Origin of the sequence: Cohnella algarum (assembly GCF_016937515.1) — a bacterium.
Classification (GTDB): domain Bacteria; phylum Bacillota; class Bacilli; order Paenibacillales; family Paenibacillaceae; genus Cohnella; species Cohnella algarum.
In genome coordinates, this window is record NZ_JAFHKM010000002.1 from 66238 (window position 1) to 83201 (window position 16964).

Below are 16964 nucleotides of genomic sequence, written 5' to 3' on the forward strand. Positions count from 1 at the left end.
TAATTATACAACGGGCCGTCCTAATATGACATATTTCTGCAAGCTGGAAAAATACAAACCAGCTTCCTTCATCCGATAACCGAACGTCTCAGACCAGGCCTTAGCATAAGCCTGCACTTGCGGCGCATAAAACCGAACAAACTGCTCCAATTTGCTCTCATCCAATTGATCCGTTTTGAAGTCAACGATCACCCAGCCATCTTCCTCTTCGAAAGCGAAATCTATTACACCCTTCACCAAGATATGGCCACCGTTATCAGTCTGATATTTCAATGCCGCGGCAGCTGTTTCCGACATCGTTTGCTCGGTTGCGGGATAAGACATTGTCTCCCCATTGCTCTGAACCATCATAATCGGGATTTCAAACAATCGCTGCTTCGCTTGAATACTGCGCTGCCAGAGTTCGCTTTCGAGTACTTCCCGGAGTGTTGACAGAGCATCCCCCGCGTCCTTCTCTGATACTCCTTCGGTCTGGCAGAGGTATTGAACGTATACAGGCAATTCGCTCATCGGAAGACCTTTTCCAACTGCTTCAAGTCCCTTGTGGATCACACTGCCGAAGGATTGGCCTCTTCCCGTGGCTGACCATTCCGGTGTGTCGCTCATGCTCTTCGTCAGCCCGGTAACGGTTGATTCGGCATAAGTCGGTTGGCGCAGTTGATGGAACACCTGCTCTCTCTGGGCCAAGTAAGCACCTAGATCAATGGATGAGGCTTCGGACCCGGATAAACCAGATGAAGTTGTCCCAATTACAATATCTCCGTCAAGTTCCCGATCATACTCATCTGTTTGAACATCCGATTCCGGAACATCCAACTCCCGGATTAGCTCCATCCCATCCATGAGTGAACTCCACGGGCACTTGGCAGGTTGTTCGGGGTAGAGACTGACGACTAGCATTTGCTTGGCCCGCGTCGCCGCGACGTAAAGAAGCCGATCCCGCTCCGCGAGCATGAATGCACGCTCCCGCACGCTCATCGCTTCCCAGCCGACCGGCTGAGCAATCGTATCTTTCTGAAACCCTTTCGATTGCTGGATCAGGAAATAGCCCGCGGCCTCAGCCTCCGAACGATCAACAAACTGGTCGGCGTCATGATCCTTCTCCCCGCAAGGACAAGCGAGAAACACGATAGGCGCTTCAAGCCCTTTTGCCTTATGCACGTTCATGATCCGTACCGCTTGCCCTTTGCCTGTGTAGAGACTGGCGGTTTCCATCCCTTGGCTCTCCCGAATGGCCGAAATCGCATGCGCCAGTTCATGCCAATCCGATGCGAGCATGGCGTCACGCTGCAATCGCTCCAACATCTTAAGCAGTGTTCCAGACCGATTTGCTCCTGCTTCTTGCACCGTGGAATAAGGCAAAAGACCGGTATCCTCCAGAATGCAATACAAGGCTGACCATGCAGGCATTTCTTTCACCCAATCGGCATATTCCCGCAATTTACGGCATGCAGCGACAACTTGACTACCCTGTTCAGCTGACTCCTCAGGCAGCCGATAGATAGACCATGCATTCCCTTGAGCACGATACTCCATCAGCTCCTTGTCGCTAATACCGAATAGAGGTCCGCGCAATACGCTCAGCATCGCCACTTGATCGGACGGATCGGCCAGGTAGAGGGCCAATTGTCCCAGCGTATGAAGTTCGGGGTATAGAGCGGAGCTTCCTACCGTTTCCGCAGCAACGCCCCGCTTCTCCAATTCTTCTGCGTAGAGATGCAAATAATGCCTTGTCCTTGTCAATATAAGAAAATCATTGGGCCGTGCCTCTCTGAACACCCAGGATGCGCCATCCCGCTCCTGAATAAGCAAATTTCCGTCGCGGCAAGCCCACGCGATGGTTGCGGCAATACGCTGTGCGTCAACCGCCGCTACTTCCTCCTTGCCTCCGGAAATTTTCGGGTAAGTGAGTGCATAAACCCCGTGATCCGCGCGCTTATTCCCCTTTGGATTCGGTATATTCGTTTCCATCCGGACATACGCCGCTTGAACATCGGTTTCCCGGACGGGAAGCTTGCCGACAAATTGCCCGTTCACAAAAGCGCCGATCGCATCGACGGACCGGAAATTGCTGGTCAAGTGAAGCACATCTCCACATGCTTGAATCCGCGATTTCACCTCGTTATAGATGGAAATATCCGCGCGGCGGAAACGATAGATGGACTGTTTCGGGTCTCCCACGACGAACAAGGAGCCGGGCTTTGGCGTAAGCTTCCGCCAATTCCGTTCATTCGGATCATCGCCGGCTCCCGTTAAGAGAAACATCATTTCCGCTTGGACCGGGTCGGTGTCCTGAAATTCGTCGACCATAAGCCGTTGGTAGCGCCCGGCGAAAAACGCGCGAACTTCCGGGTAATCACGCAGAAGACGGCAGGCATACATCAGCAGATCCTGAAAGTTCAGCTTCCCTGCCTGCAATCGCCGTTCTCTGCAATACTCCAATGCAGGCAAGACAAATTGAATGACTTTCGGATACAGATATTCCCGCCACGATTGAAGAAAGGGGAACAGGACCGTAATCTGCCAATCGTGAAATCGTTCGGATATGGCTTTGGCTTGCTTCTTATCCGTCCATTTGTACTGCTTCACATCCAGTTTGAAGTCAAACATCTTCGCAAGCGTTAGCATCAACATATCGTCCTGCTCATCCGACAACCGCAGCATACGATTAGCAGTACGCAGTTTTGCCTGAAGATTATCCCACCCTTTTTCCGGTTCAGCTGTCGGTAGAAACCTGTTGGCTTCTTCAATCATGGGAAGCAAGGAGAGTCGGATGAGGTTGAAATCAGGACGATGAACCGGTTCGCAAGGGATTTGGAGATCCGTAAAAATAGATACCCGATCATAGACATTCTTCAGGATGCTGACGTCGATTCCCACCTCGGTAAAGGAGCCATTCCTGTAATGAATTAAAATGCGGTTTGCAAAACAAAAAGCGCCTCCTGTATGCTGGGTCTCGGAATGGTGCACATTCACTGCCCTAATTAAGAGGAGGACGCTCACTATGAAGTTTAACCAATCGAGCAAGCAAAATCAACGGATTTCGAGAATTTCTGAAACAACATTGGTCATCGGGACGGATATCGCGAAGCACAACCATGTCGCTCGGGCCTTCACCTACCGTGGCATTGAGCTCGGTAAGCGTTGCCTGTTCCAGAACGACGAGAATGGCCTACTGGACTTGTTGGCCTGGGCCGAATCCATCCAGCAAGAACATGGACTGACGGACGTACTACTTGGCGTAGAGCCCACCGGGCACTACTGGTTCCCGCTGTTTCACTTCCTGAAGCAGCGCAGCATCGAAGTGGTGCTCGTGAATCCGCATCACGTCAAGAAAAGCAAGGAACTCGACGACAACTCGCCGACCAAGAACGACATCAAAGATGCGAAGGTCGTCGCCAAACTCGTCATCGACGGACGCTATACACAGCCGCAGCTGCCGGAGGGTGTTTACGCCGACCTGCGTGTACTGATGAACCAGCGTGACCGTCTATGCGGGGATTTGAATCGGGTGAAAGGAAGAATCCACAATTGGCTGGATCGCTTCTTTCCCGAATATAGGCAAGTGTTTAAAGACTGGGAAGGCAAGGCCTCGCTCATTACGTTGCAACACTTTCCGCTGCCACAAGACGTCGTCTCCGCCGGCGAAACGACAGTCGTGGCGACTTGGAAGAAGAACGATGTGAAACGAGCTGTGGGCCCCAAGAGAGCGGGACTGCTCTACCGGAAAGCCCAAACGTCCATCGGCCTCACGGAAGGCGCTACGGCGGCCAAACATGAGCTAGCCATGTATTTGGAACAGTACGCCATGCTGTGCAGGCAGATCGAACAACTGATGGAGCATGTGGCGGATCTGGTGGAACAGATTCCGGGCGCCACCCACATGATGAGCATTCCGTGTATCGGCCTCATCACTGTGGCAGGATTCCTGGCGGAAGTCGGAGACTTGAGCGGCTACGATCACAGCAGGCAAATCGTTCGTCACGCCGGTCTCAGCCTGCGAGAAAACAGCTCCGGGCTTCACAAAGGGGAAACGACCATCAGCAAGCGAGGTCGTTGTCGTCTCCGGGCTTTGCTGTACCGGGCGGCATTGACCTTGGTTGCCAAAAATCCGGAGTTCCGCGCACTGCACCTGTACTTCACGACGCGCCGGGATAATCCGCTGAAAAAAAAGCAGTCGATGATTGCGATTTCGAGCAAGCTCATTCGAGTCATGTTTGAGCTAGGCCGTAAACAGAAGAACTATGACGTCAGCAAAGTACTCGGCCCCCATCGGGAGGCTCAATTGCAAGCGGCAGCTTAATTCATTCACAGATGGATAACTCACTTTGGTTTCATCGCTTACACACATGTTGATCTTTGACAAACGAAGCACGGATAGGCTGGGAGTAATCGATTCCATTAGGGCAACGACCCCGTAAAGGAGCTAACCTGGCCTCCACCCCTTGAGAGGTAGAACGAAGGAATGTAAGGGCAACGACCCAGGGAGATATGGGAGGGTAAACCGCAAGGGCACATGTGGAGATCCATATGCGACCATACGGCTTTCAAAAAGCGGGGTGGTCCCCACCTCTATTCCCGCCAACAGGTCGATCCCAAATATTCGCTCCGCGTCAAATCTTATCCAAGGGAGCCTCGGATGTCAAAGTTGAAATCCTGAGAAAATGCGAGAAAAACGGAGAAAAGATTAATTTATTGAGGGAGGCAAGTGCTTCACTATCTTCCTCCTGCAGCTGAATCAGATATTCATCCCAGCATTGATCGTGGAACGCACGATTCATTTCATCATCCATTTCTTCGAAAGAAGGGTCCAATCCGGCCTCAATCGGTCGCTCGCGAAGCATGGAGGAACAGAACGCATGGATCGTTCCAATAAAGATTTGGTCTAGATTGGCCAAAGCTTCTTCCATTCGTTCTCTAGTTTCGCCTTCAATATCAGCCGTTTTCCGCTCTAAAGCAATGCGGAAACGCTCCTTCATCTCATCCGCCGCTTTATTCGTAAAGGTGATCGCCGCAATATGCTCCATCTTCGCCGTTCCGGACTCGATGAGTGCCAGCAATCTGCCGACCAAGCTGGTTGTCTTTCCCGAGCCTGCACCGGCTTCTACCAGAAAGGTCGTGTTCAGCTCCTCCAATATCCTCTTTCTAGCTTGTTGATCGGATGGTTCATTCAATGTTCTCCACCTCCAGCAGCGTGTGCAGTAGTTCCGAATTTGCTTCATCCTTTCGCTTATGGGCCATCATCTCTGCGTGCTCTCCGCATACAGCCGCATAGTCGCAATATCGGCAGACCGCAGGATTTGAAGCGGGAATAAACAATCCCTGTTCCATCGACAAAAGGATTCCCCGGATCACCGCGGTGACTCGATTCCGTTCGGTTTGCGGGCGTGCAATCACTTGCCCGTGCCCCCGTTCGCTTGGAAAGACGTAAGACGCTTCAAGCACTTTTGCATCAGAATCCACACCCGTTTGCCGCATCCATAGCTCCGTCCCCATTGCGTAAAGCGCGTGTTGCAGCTGCGTACCGCCTGCGAACATGCCATTTTCCTTGTAAGGCCGAGGACTGCCGGTCTTATAGTCGATAATCCGATATTGATGCGGCGCAACTTGATCGATCCGGTCGACGATCCCGCGCAGCGTAATCGCCATGTCCTCGCCAAGCTCAAGGTGCAACGGCTGGCCGTCCACGATGAGCTCTTGTTCGAAAAACCGGGGAGCCGTCTTAGCCTGCAATTCCATGCGATAGAACACGTCCACATCCCGGAGCATCGCTTGCCGTTCCCTCTCAAACACATGAGGGCTCGGTGCCGGAATCCGCTCGGCATACAAGAGAATCGTCTCCTCCGCAATACGAAGCAAACGGGCATGATCGTGTGTAATAGGCATGACTTTACTTGCGTTGACTTCCGTCATATAACGACGATAAACCTCGTGCAGCAGCGAGCCTCTTTCATTCGGCTTCAGCCAGGAGGTACGGTCAAAAGTCACCTGATCTTTCACGCGAATCCTGAGCACATATTGGAAAAAGTACCGCATCGGACATTCCGCGTACTTCTCCAATTGACTTGCGCTAAGCGTCCGTTCGTCCCGGTCTTTCCAATAATCAGTCCATTCATCCCCCGCTATATATCCGTCATGCTCCGTCACTTGCGAGCTGCCACGCGCCTCGAGTGCAAGTCTGCCTTGACGAAGCGACGGATAGACCGATTCGATGAAGGATTGCCGGTCCCTCATAAGGTTTACATTCGCATGGATTTGTCGGAAGACATAATGAGAGCCGTCCAATGGCAGTCCATTTAGCTCAGTAGAGGATGGCTGCTCTACATCCAAATACCCGACAGGTTCGCCTAAGCTTCGGTGCAACATCTCATAGTCCGCATTCGTTTTTCCGGATACTTTTCGGAATACCTGTAGAAGTTGAAAAGCCGGGCTTGCTGTCGCTCCTTCTGCCAAGTCATACGACGAGAAGCTAAATGTGATATTGCCACTTATCATCCCAAGCCGACCATCACGAAGGCGTTGCCGATCTCTTTGTCTCTGCACGGCTGTTTGAAGCCCGGCATCGATCCGTCTGCACTCTTCATCGAGAAGCATGGGATTTTGCCTGATATTCCCGGACCACGACTGTTCATCCATCCCGAGAAGAAACGTATGTTTTCTCCCGCTGATCCCCCGTTCGCCAAACTCGATATGTACAGGAATCCGGGCTTGGGTAACCGTTGCACCCCGACTCGAAGTTCCTGCAGCATGTCTCGGGCATACAAGAACATTTGCTGAAACGGCATCGAGTCCGGAACAGGACATTCCTGCAGTTCTTTAGCGATACCTTTCATTTCTTGCAGGACGATCGCATCCTCTTCCGTTCCGCATACACCAAATCTATCCAAGATGTTAACGAGCCATCCCCAGATTCCCTTAGGAGATGAGAGCGCCGCTTCGTCTGGAAACAATTCTCCCAGGAGGTTTGTCAGATGCTTCTTGATGTCGTCATCCCGCTGTTGTTGTTCCGTCCGCTCCCGTTCTTCGGGTCTTTCATCTGCATCCCCTTGGAACCGAACATGCCCCGACCCCAGCAACTTGATATACCGTTCTTTCCCCCAGCCGATTCCGCTTTTCTCCAGGGCTCGAATACAATCCGCATTCGTTATTCCTTGGTCACGATCGGAGAACGTGATCAATTGCTGTTGCAGCATCAATACGAGCTGCCGCACCTGATAACCGGACTCCAACCAGTTCAGCAGAAAATGTGCGGCTCTTCCCATTCCGGATGTAATCACAGGCAGCCCGTCTGCATAGGAACAGGGAATACCGAAAGAAGCACACATGGTCGAAATAACCAACGCATATTCTTCATCCGGTACGATCATCTCCACTTCATCCAATGGCATCCGGCCCTGAATAATGCGTCTCAATGCTTCGCGAACCTCCGCCAGCCTTCCGGTCGCATGATAGAACTGAACCTTTCCGAACGGCATTGTGGATTGGACGTCAGTGAAGGAAGAAACCGCTATAATCCTCGTCATCCGTCCGTTTGACAACCGCTCCAGCATTCGAGCGGAAACCGGTGAAAGCGGCATAGGGTCTGGCAGAATAAGCTCCACGTTTTCCGGCAATTGGGTTGGTATATGCGACAAAAGGCCGGAGAAATCGATCCAGCTCCGCTGATTCAGAAAGCGCTCATACGCTGACAACACCTTTCTGACATAGCTGCCTTTTTGCTGGCTCATAAAGTGGTCGTCTCGAAGCTCCCCCGCACTCACTCCGGCACGGCGCAGATCCATAATGGCTTGGTGAACATGCATGGCAATACCAGGCTTTACTTGATCCACCGCGATGTAGGAATCCGGCTTGGAAGCCATTTGTTCCATGACATGATGGATAATCCAAAAGGACCGCTGTTCCCCGATTAAAGTCAGCCCTTGTTGATACAGGGAGAACTGAACCTGACTTCTTACAAAGGATTGAACCGTTTGGACCTCCACATTCATAACCGGCCCTAATTCCCGGCATATTCGCATCAACCAGGACTGTCCTTCGATGTAGGAAGGAGCAATAACAATTTTGCGGCGAAATGGCTCTCTACGGATTGCATCATATAAACGTTCTAGAAACGTGCCTACTATTTTCAAAAGGGATACCTTCCTTTCGTCTATCTTTCAACAACAGCAACTTACTGCCCATACAACTGTCCCCAACGCTGTAGCTGTTCCTTAAACTTTTCCCGGACAGATGCAGGCTCTAAAATCTCCGCTGAAGGTCCGTACTGAACCACCCAATTCATAAACTCCCGCTCGTGGTTGACGGTGACCTCGAATAATAAGCTGCCGTCCGGCAGATCGGTCATCTTCGGTCTCACGAACAATTCTTCTTCCTTCACATAGCGGGCGACATCCGGATGGAATTTAATCTTAAAAGTGATTAAAGAATCCCCGCGTTCAATCGACCAGGTATGCTTCATATACTGAGCAATGTTAAAATCACCCTTGTCGAATCGATTACTTGTCAACTCTACATGGCGGAAACGGCTTATACGAAACGTGCGAATGTCCTGCTTGGAATGACAATAGCCGATCAAGTAAAACCGTTGATCCCGCGGGACCAAATAGTACGGATCAATTTGGCGCTCCGTCAATTCATTCCGGCTCTGGGTATGGTAAACAGCCCTGATCGTCTTACTGGCGATAATCGCTTCCATGATGGGCAGCAAGAAGTTGGCACTGTTCTCCCGATAAGCCGGGGTGCCCATTTGGATCATGTCTGCGACATTTTCCAGTGTATCGTACCGCTTCCGGGTTTCTTTCACATGGGTAGCCATCACCTTGTCGTAGGCGGATTCAAAGCCTGGAGGCAATTTGCTGGTGTCCAACACGGAGGGCAGGACAGAGAACACCAACGCTTCCTGCTCCGTGAAATTCAGCGGGTACATGGCGAAATTACCGACAAAACGGTACCCTTTTCCGTAACCCTCGTTTGTAATCGGTGCGATCAAGTCCAAAATCCGCATGTCCCTATAAATCGTACGATCCGTTGTCTCGCATTTGTCCGCCAGCTCCTTGGCCGAAATCCCCGGATTGGATTGAATGGCGAGAAGTATTTTAAAGAGCCGAATCACTTTATCCGTCATGCTATATCTCCTATCGTGGCATATAGAATGTAAATCCTTATCATCATTGGGATTCTACGCTTTACCTGGTTCTTCCTGCCTATAAGGAGAAAACGAAACGTTCTCTGTCGTTTTGATGATGTACACTTCCTCTAGACCCGGCGTAAGTTCAACAATTGCCGTATCCTTAACGACAAATCGCACCATGCCGCAAACATGATGCTCAAACATATCATAAATCCGGCCGGCGCTGCGGCATCCTTTCGGTACGGTATGCGGACTGTTGGCGACATAACCGATTTTGCCCAATGGGATCATATCCACCTTTATCGCTTCATGGTCATGCGGATTATCCGGGTCTTTGATCAAGTGAACGACCTGACCCGGCTTTAGAAATGCTGCTCCGTAGTAATGCTGCGTGCCTGTGACGGCGATATAGATCGGTTGATCCACTGTACTCACTCCCGCATGTCTTTCCTTCATTATGACGGATCGCAACGACCATAGATTGTCAGCGAATATATGTTCTGCGCACAAAAAAAGCACTGCGGCATCTCAACTTGAGATCGCAGTGCTGCATTCATTTTAGAAAATGGGCAAACTGATCCGGCGCATTCCGAATGTCTTGTGCCAACTTCTCGTATTCCGCGGATAATTTGACCGAACGAACTCTTTTGGCGTCTTGATCGCGCGGCTCAATGAATCCTTCTTCTCTCCAATGACTTACCTTTTCCCTTATTGAACGGTCCGACAAACGCAGCAGGTCCCTCATTTCGCTTGTCGTTAGGGTATCTTGTTTAAAGGTTAATTGAGCAAACACCATTCTTTGCTGGGGATCTAACTTGCGAATTAGATCCGGTTCGATTTTCGTCATTTGAGCAGATTTCTCCGTTACGATGGCAGCGGCTTCTTGAAAAACCTCCGCCAAACCATCGATAAAGAATTCCAGCCAAGGCGTCAAATCAGCTTCATTCCGCCCAAAATAATAATTGTGATGGAGACCCAACTGGAGTCGGCGATAATATTCAGCCAAGTTGCGGTCATAGAAATTCTCGAGTACAAATAACCCCTTTAAGCCATATCCGCCGCGTCGTAAAAGATATGTCGTGATCATCCGAGCCGTTCGGCCATTCCCGTCCAAATACGGATGGATCGTTAGGAACTGCCACATGAATATGCCAGCCTTGATAGGAACCGGAACCGAATAGGTTTCCGGCGAGTTCACCCAGGCAACCAAATCCTCCATTAATACCGGGACATCTTTCCATTCCGGCGGCAAATAAAAACCGGAGGCATTGCGGCTGCCTACTTGATTCTGTTCTTCGCGATACTCGCTAACACGCGGTCTTCGTCCGTGTGATATTCGGATAATAGCATGCAGCTTTTTAATAAATTCCTCTGTGACCGGGAGCTGTCTTTTTTCGGCTTCATCCAGGTATTCCAAAGCTTTCATTAAGTTATAAACTTCCTGCTCTTCATTGTCATTGCTGGTTTGGTACAAGACTTTTCGCTTCGTCGCCTCGTCAAGCGTGTTTCCTTCAATTTTCGTTGAAAGAATGACCGTCTTTTCCATCGATTCTTTCTTAAGCAAATCCAGAATAGATGCGGGCAGTGGAAGCAAATCCACCACAACACTGGCGCGTTGTATATCCATTAGTCTGCGGGCTATGGTGTCCGTTATTGAATATTTGGGTGTAAACATAACATCACCTTCCTCAATAACACTATACCATTGCCGCTATTTTGCCGCAAAGTATTTTTGTTTCATTGCATTTTCTTCGTATATTTTAATTTCTACAATGACATCCTGTACAACGCTTTATTCTCCAGCCCTCGGACCGGCTGTGTCCACAACTCCTTGTCCGAAGTGGCGCTTAGTGCGTCCTCCGCCATCTGGAGTTTGGCATCCAGTGCGTCAATATAGTGCAATGCTACCGCTTCTGCCGTTTGCGGCTGTACCGGGCTCCCCCATTCCCCGAGGTTATGGTGAGAGAGAATAAGGTGCTGCAATCCGATCACTTGTTCCGAATCAAGCGGAAGTTCCAGCCGCAACGCAGCTTCTGTGATCCAACTGGCCGCCATTGCGATATGCCCGATCAACTTACCCTGAACGCTGTAGTCTGTCACAACCCCAAGCTGGGCAATCATCTCTTCTGGTTTGGCGATATCATGTAGGATAATCCCGGCCTTGATCATATCTGCATTCAGAAAGGGCCGCTGCTTGCATAGGAACTCGCCGATCTCCAGCATACGAACAATATGATAGGCCAGTCCTGCAAAGTAAACATGGTGGTGCATTTTGGCCGCCGGATAATGAGCCAGTTTCTCTCTTACCTTATCTACACAAAAGCCTACAATATCGCGTATCACCGGGTCCGAAATACTCTCGATGACTCTGTTTATGACCTCTAATAATTCCGAAGATCCAATTGGGGCCGCCCGAATAAAATCGGTTAGAGACACACCGTCTTCATTACTTACATTGCGAATCCGGGTGATCTTAACCTGCGGCTTTTCCCGATACAATTGAACGATTCCCTGAACCTTGACTAGCGTCATGGGAGAAAAGCTGTCTTTTTCTGTTTCCTTCACATCCCAATACTTTGCAGGGAGCTGGCCGCTGGCATCACACAGCACCTGTCACCGCCGGGATATAATTGACCCACCAGCGCCGGAATGAAAATGACCCACCCCTGTAGAATATATCTCCTCGAGAATATCGGCCAAGATATTTGGAGAGGAGGAAATATGCTAAGGAGTGGGACAGTGATTAGATTACATGAACTTCAAGCTAGCGGCAAGAGTATCCGTGAGATCATGCGGGAGACGGGTCATTCGAGAAATACGATTCGTAAATATCTTAGAGCCGATGGTATCCCTGAACCCAATCCCCGCAAGAAAAGAGCTTCCAAACTAGATCCATACAAGTCCCAGTTGGATCTTTACTTGGCCAAAGGAATATTCAATTGTGAAGTTCTACTACGTCTCTTAAGAGAACAAGGATATGGCGGTGGAATTACGATCATCAAGGACTATGTGAAGCCGCATCGTCCTCCAAAACAGGCGCCGGCTGTGCAACGCTACGAGACGAAACCTGGACAACAAGCACAGGTAGACTGGAAGATTTGCGAGTACGTCGATCTAACCGGGGAGGTTCGGAAGATCCCTGTCTTTGCAATGGTTTTGGGCCACTCCCGCGCGACGTATATGGAGTTTACGAAACGCTGTGACATCCACAGCTTTCTACGCTGCTTGATGAACGCCCTAGAATACTTTGGCGGCGTCCCGAAAACGATGCTCACCGACCAGATGAAAACCGTCATCTTGGGCATGGGCGACGACCGAAAGCCGCGCTGGCATCCGTTGTTTGAAGACTTCGCCGCAGCCATCGGCATGATCCCTAAGGTCTGCCGCGTACGACGTCCACAAACCAAAGGCAAAGTCGAACGAAGCGTTCAGTTCATCGAGCAGAACTTCATGCCAGGAAGACAATTCACGGATCTCGGTGATCTGAACCGCCAGGCCCGGAAGTGGTGTGACGAACAAAATCGCCGCATTCATGGCACAACCGGCGAAAGACCATTCGACCGTTTGGCCAATGAAGCGCTTGGGCCGTTGCCAACTCCGGAGCGCTGGGAAAAGTACCGATTCGAGCCTCGAAAGGCCAGCCGGGACGGATTCGTCAGCTACGATGGCGTACGGTACGGCGTTCCTTGGCGGTTCAGTGGCCGTGATGTGAAGGTGCGTGAAGTGAATGGCATAGTCGAGATTTATTCTGAGAAGCAGCTCATTGCCCAGCATGAAAAGCAATACCGATCACGAACGCTTGTCATGTGCGAGAACCAGTACACCAACCTGAGTACGGCGCAAGGCTATGCCTACCCAAGGCCTCAAGGGCTTCAGATACCTGAACAAGATGTGGAGGTGCGATCTCTCGATGTTTATGATCGCCTTGTGGAGGTGGGCGCATGATTGCACTAGAACAAGCTCGCCTCCGTCTGGAGGAACTCGGCTTAGAACAAGCTGCCCAAGCTCTCGATGCAAAGTTAGAGGCCGCCGGCAGAAGCCAAAGCACTTACCTCACTTTCCTAAACGAGTTGCTGGAGGCTGAGATTTTGGAGCGTCAACGCCGAAACGTTGAGGTACGAATGAAACTTTCGCATCTACCGTATCGACGAACGCTAAGTGATTTCGACTTCACGTTTCAACCTGGGCTTGATGAGCGCCTGATTCGTGAACTTGCTGCATTAACATTCGTTGGGAGGCAGGAGAATGTTCTCTTTCTCGGCCCTCCCGGCGTCGGGAAGACCCATTTAGCCGTCGCAATTGCGATGGAGGCGATTGGACAAGGCTTGCCGGTGTATTTCGTTTCGCTCGCTCAACTAGTTAGCGATTTGCGAAAGGCGTACGAGGAAAACCGATTGGAGAAGCGAATGAGGGTTTATCTTCGTCCTCGGATACTCATCGTCGACGAGGTGGGCTATCTCCCCCTGGACCCACTGGGTGCGAACCTGTTTTTCCAACTGGTCTGTGCTCGGTACGAGAAAAGCAGCATGATCCTGACCAGTAACAAAAGCTTTGGTGAGTGGGGCGAACTTATGGGAGATGCCGTTCTTGCAACGGCCGTGCTTGATCGCCTCCTCCATCATTCCCACGTAGTAAACATCCGTGGGAACAGCTACAGGCTTAAAGAAAAACTAAAAACCGGAATCTATTCGTCACCAAGCGCACAGGTGGGTCAAAATTATCCCGGCGCTAGTGGGTCAATTTAATTCCGGCGTTGACAGCACCAAATCGAAGTAATCCTTTGCCGGGGATGTATTGGTCTGCTTCAGCTCCAGCTCTTTCAGCAAATAGAAGCCGACGAACTCATCGTTCGTGGTCAGTTCTTTTATCAAAGTCATTCTTTTCACCCCCATCTACAACTCCAAAAACTCTGCCTCTGCCTCAGTGATCTAGTATATTTTTATTTTATAGTTAAGTCATGACAACACTTTGTCAGCGAATATATGTTCTGCACAAAAAAACGACCAGATCTAATCCGGTCGCGTAGAATTCCTTATTCACATTGGGAGAAATGTAAAATTCAAGATTTAATCATCTTCGGTTAGTAGTAATTCCCTTTTACAAACATCACACTGGACCTTGATAACCAATCCTAGACTTGTTGGTATAAATATGTACGCAAACTTTGCTCCCGTTACATCTTTGGGTTCACATTTATCCCAATTATTAATTTTGTTTTCCATAGATTTGCTAATTTCAAACTTCATATGATTCTCCATAATCAATGTAACTGATCCTTGATCTTATGCACCCATTTTGGAAGAGATTCGGCCTGATATTTTAAAATACTATGTTCAGCTTGCATAACGATTTTACCGGAAACTTCGCTATTATCAATCACAATCAAATGATCAATGAGATGGATATGAGTTAGCAGATTTTGCATGGATGTGGTTTGTCTCCGAATGATGTCTTCAGTCGGTATATGATGTCCGCCGTTTCGAACTCTGGCGGCAACACGTTCGATATTGAGCCGAACATCGTTTAGACCCACATAAAACATCGTCACTTCAAAGCCGTTCGCCTTGGCTTCCCGTATCAGTCTTATCGCATTACCGCCGGCCAAAGTCGTTTCTACAGAAAAATCGCGTTTATGATGGATACAATCTCTCGCAAGTTTAATCGCTTCTTTGCCTGCGGATACTTTGCGGCGATCCGGATGGTCAGAATCAATGCCGCGAGCTAAAGCGTCGGGATCTATATTGACACTGATACCAAGCCTGTCCACTATCAAATTGCGAATGGTGCTTTTGCCGCTGCCGTTATTGCCGGCGAATACAACCATCACTGTGGAGTACTCATTCATGATGAACCCCAGGATTGTCGATTGGCTCGATCACACCGTTTGAATATTCTTTGACAATCTGGCCTTTTTCCGTTTGATAGACAATGTAAGTCCCGTTCGCTTTTGCATCCAGTTTCGCGCGATCGCCCGTAAGTTTGATCAGTTTTTGCAAATCTTGAACACGATCCATCATTGATCACCACCGAATCCGTCTCCATTTAGACATTATTATAACATATTCGATTATGATCAAAATTACAGGTTTCGCATACCGGTTTGTCCACCCTCATCACAAAAAAATCCGCTGTGCACAAACCGCGTGACTTCTTATTCCATTATAAAGTTCAAAAACGGATCTTCCCCAACTCCTCCCGGAAAGCCGGTCTTCGCGGAAACCTGGTTAACAATTCTTGTGTGACGGTGAACGCTTCTTTCCGCCCGCCAACCTGTTGAAGCATTCGAATGATCCGGCAAACATCGGCGTAATCTCGCCTGTCCCTGGATTGATCCGCCCGGAATTCGATATATGCCACGAAAAGCGCCTTCACCTCCTCCGGGTAATGCGGAAGCAATTGCTCATAGAACGATTCAATTCGGTAAGGTGCCTTGCGGACATGTTCCAAAAGCCGTGCGAACATCTCCTCTTCCACCAGAATTTGGGTATACGTATGCTCTCCCCTCGGGCTCTGCTCCAATTGATCTAACATATCTTGCAGATACAAGGACCATTCTCCCTCATCCGAAAATGTATCCTTCACAGACCGGTAATAATCATATTCTCCGTTCATGATCAGCTCCATCCCGAGTTTCCGCTGCTGTTCGACTTGTCCTGTGCGATGGTATGCCTCATACCGATATTTCTTCCAGCGATAGACGAGCCCCGGCAGCCCCTGATCTTGAGCTTCCCCGGCCTCCGCCAATCGAATCGCTTCCTCGGCATCGCCTTGCTCAAGCGCCGCTCGAATCGCAATCTCCCGAATTTCCGGGAAATGCAGATGTTTATACAAATAAGCTTTCGCCTGGTCCTCACCTGATCGTTCCAAAATTTGACCATATCGGAGCACAGCCACCCGCTCGTCTGCGTACCCCCGCGACCAATGGCTTCCGGACATATGACCCAGGAGTGATTCCGCCGCATCATCCCATTGATGTTGCATCTCCTCCGACTCAATCAGCGCGCCTGCCGCCTCGAGGAGCACGAGCTGCCAATCCGACCACCCGTCGTAATAAGGCTGGTGTGTCTCCTCCAACAACCGGCGGAAAATCTTCAAGCGTTCTTCCGCCGGAATATGATGGTGATCCTGAACCAGCTTGAAGATCGATTCCAGACAGCTTTCGATCACGATCCCGACTCCACCGTCCGAATCGTCGGCGGACTGCAATAATTCAATCATCTCTTCGATGATGCAAAACAGAATCGCCAGCCCGTGCAACCATTCCTCTTCATCGAAGGCGGAGAGAGCCTTTTCAGCGACGATCTCCGCACCTTCCACCGCGCGGCTTACGTTCCGCCAAGACACAAAACCATGATCATCCGAATATGTGTCAATGTAGGATCGAATCAACCGCCGGCAGGCGTCCAACTCCTGATCCGCGCCCCTTTTCGACAAGTGGAGTCTGATGCGCTCTTCCGCGGTATATGAATCCGATGCAATCGAGAGCAGCAATTCGATTAATTTCTCCTTGCTCTCTGCTTCCAACAGTTGCCGGAGAGACGGTTCCGGTGAAGATACCCCGTCTGCTTCTCTATTCTTAAGCTCGAGGAATACGGCGACTTGATGCTTGCAGACCGGTCCAAAATCGTACGGACAATCGCATTCCGATTCCATTATGTTGTTCTCGTTGTCTAGCCTTACATAAACCTCATAATCCTCGTACCCGCGCACAACCGCAGTGTACTTTTCATCGGCAATGGACTTCAAGGAAATTACCCGTCCTTCGGACGCGTATTCCTTCCCTCTGTGTACAACTGCAGGATCTATGTATCTGGAAAAATCGGATAAATTCAAG

The 16964-nt window shown here is 50.0% G+C and carries 14 protein-coding genes and 1 pseudogene; 3 read left to right on the forward strand and 12 right to left on the reverse strand.

The genetic code is table 11. The features are described 5' to 3' along the window. Window positions 1-3: 3 nt before the first annotated feature. Window positions 4-2970 (reverse strand): UvrD-helicase domain-containing protein, encoded by a 2967-nt coding sequence (locus JW799_RS00390; RefSeq protein WP_205428202.1) that lies wholly within the window; start codon window positions 2968-2970, stop codon window positions 4-6. Between the two features lie 34 nt (window positions 2971-3004). Here JW799_RS00390 and JW799_RS00395 point away from each other — a divergent pair, with 34 nt between their 5' ends. Beyond that, window positions 3005-4303, forward strand: coding sequence for an IS110 family RNA-guided transposase (locus JW799_RS00395; protein WP_080834646.1), 1299 nt, complete (start codon window positions 3005-3007; stop codon window positions 4301-4303). 310 nt (window positions 4304-4613) lie between these two features. Here JW799_RS00395 and JW799_RS00400 read toward each other — a convergent pair whose 3' ends face one another. From JW799_RS00400 to JW799_RS00430, 7 genes are all read right to left on the reverse strand, one after another. Beyond that, complete coding sequence (locus tag JW799_RS00400; RefSeq protein ID WP_205428203.1) at window positions 4614-5174, reverse strand: UvrD-helicase domain-containing protein; 561 nt, start codon at window positions 5172-5174, stop codon at window positions 4614-4616. Further along, window positions 5167-6495, reverse strand: coding sequence for a RecB family exonuclease (locus tag JW799_RS00405; RefSeq protein WP_205428204.1), 1329 nt, complete (start codon window positions 6493-6495; stop codon window positions 5167-5169). The genes JW799_RS00400 and JW799_RS00405 overlap by 8 nt, the downstream gene beginning before the upstream one ends. Beyond that, window positions 6492-8129 carry a PD-(D/E)XK nuclease family protein gene (locus JW799_RS00410; RefSeq protein ID WP_205428205.1) on the reverse strand — a complete coding sequence of 546 codons (1638 nt, stop codon included), beginning with the start codon at window positions 8127-8129 and terminating at the stop codon, window positions 6492-6494. Before JW799_RS00410 ends, JW799_RS00405 begins: the two co-directional genes overlap by 4 nt. A 41-nt stretch (window positions 8130-8170) precedes the next feature. Next, window positions 8171-9124, reverse strand: coding sequence for a helix-turn-helix transcriptional regulator (locus JW799_RS00415; protein ID WP_074730127.1), 954 nt, complete (start codon window positions 9122-9124; stop codon window positions 8171-8173). Window positions 9125-9178: 54 nt separating this feature from the next. Further along, window positions 9179-9556 carry an HIRAN domain-containing protein gene (locus JW799_RS00420; protein ID WP_197186978.1) on the reverse strand — a complete coding sequence of 126 codons (378 nt, stop codon included), beginning with the start codon at window positions 9554-9556 and terminating at the stop codon, window positions 9179-9181. A gap of 127 nt (window positions 9557-9683) precedes the next feature. Further along, window positions 9684-10805, reverse strand: a complete 1122-nt coding sequence (locus JW799_RS00425) for a Fic family protein (RefSeq protein ID WP_201318253.1) — start codon at window positions 10803-10805, stop codon at window positions 9684-9686. A gap of 92 nt (window positions 10806-10897) precedes the next feature. After that, window positions 10898-11740, reverse strand: coding sequence for a 3'-5' exoribonuclease YhaM family protein (locus tag JW799_RS00430; RefSeq protein WP_338026184.1), 843 nt, complete (start codon window positions 11738-11740; stop codon window positions 10898-10900). 111 nt (window positions 11741-11851) lie between these two features. Here JW799_RS00430 and istA point away from each other — a divergent pair, with 111 nt between their 5' ends. After that, complete coding sequence (gene istA / locus JW799_RS00435; protein ID WP_205428206.1) at window positions 11852-13075, forward strand: IS21 family transposase; 1224 nt, start codon at window positions 11852-11854, stop codon at window positions 13073-13075. Then, a complete protein-coding gene (gene istB, locus JW799_RS00440) occupies window positions 13072-13875 on the forward strand; it encodes an IS21-like element helper ATPase IstB (RefSeq protein ID WP_205428207.1) in 804 nt (267 codons plus the stop codon). The genes istA and istB overlap by 4 nt, the downstream gene beginning before the upstream one ends. Window positions 13876-13884: 9 nt before the next feature. On the opposite strand, the pseudogene JW799_RS00445 reads toward istB, so the two are convergent. The 4 genes and pseudogenes from JW799_RS00445 to JW799_RS00460 form a co-directional block, all read right to left on the reverse strand. Next, window positions 13885-14007 (reverse strand): annotated as a pseudogene (locus tag JW799_RS00445) (3'-5' exoribonuclease YhaM family protein); the annotation flags it as partial. A 383-nt stretch (window positions 14008-14390) separates the two neighbouring features. Next, window positions 14391-14975 (reverse strand): ATPase, encoded by a 585-nt coding sequence (locus tag JW799_RS00450; RefSeq protein ID WP_240353108.1) that lies wholly within the window; start codon window positions 14973-14975, stop codon window positions 14391-14393. Further along, a complete protein-coding gene (locus JW799_RS00455; RefSeq protein WP_019537557.1) occupies window positions 14968-15147 on the reverse strand; it encodes a hypothetical protein in 180 nt (59 codons plus the stop codon). The genes JW799_RS00450 and JW799_RS00455 overlap by 8 nt, the downstream gene beginning before the upstream one ends. A 151-nt stretch (window positions 15148-15298) precedes the next feature. Continuing rightward, complete coding sequence (locus tag JW799_RS00460) at window positions 15299-16963, reverse strand: SWIM zinc finger family protein (protein ID WP_205428208.1); 1665 nt, start codon at window positions 16961-16963, stop codon at window positions 15299-15301. Window position 16964: the final 1 nt, after the last annotated feature.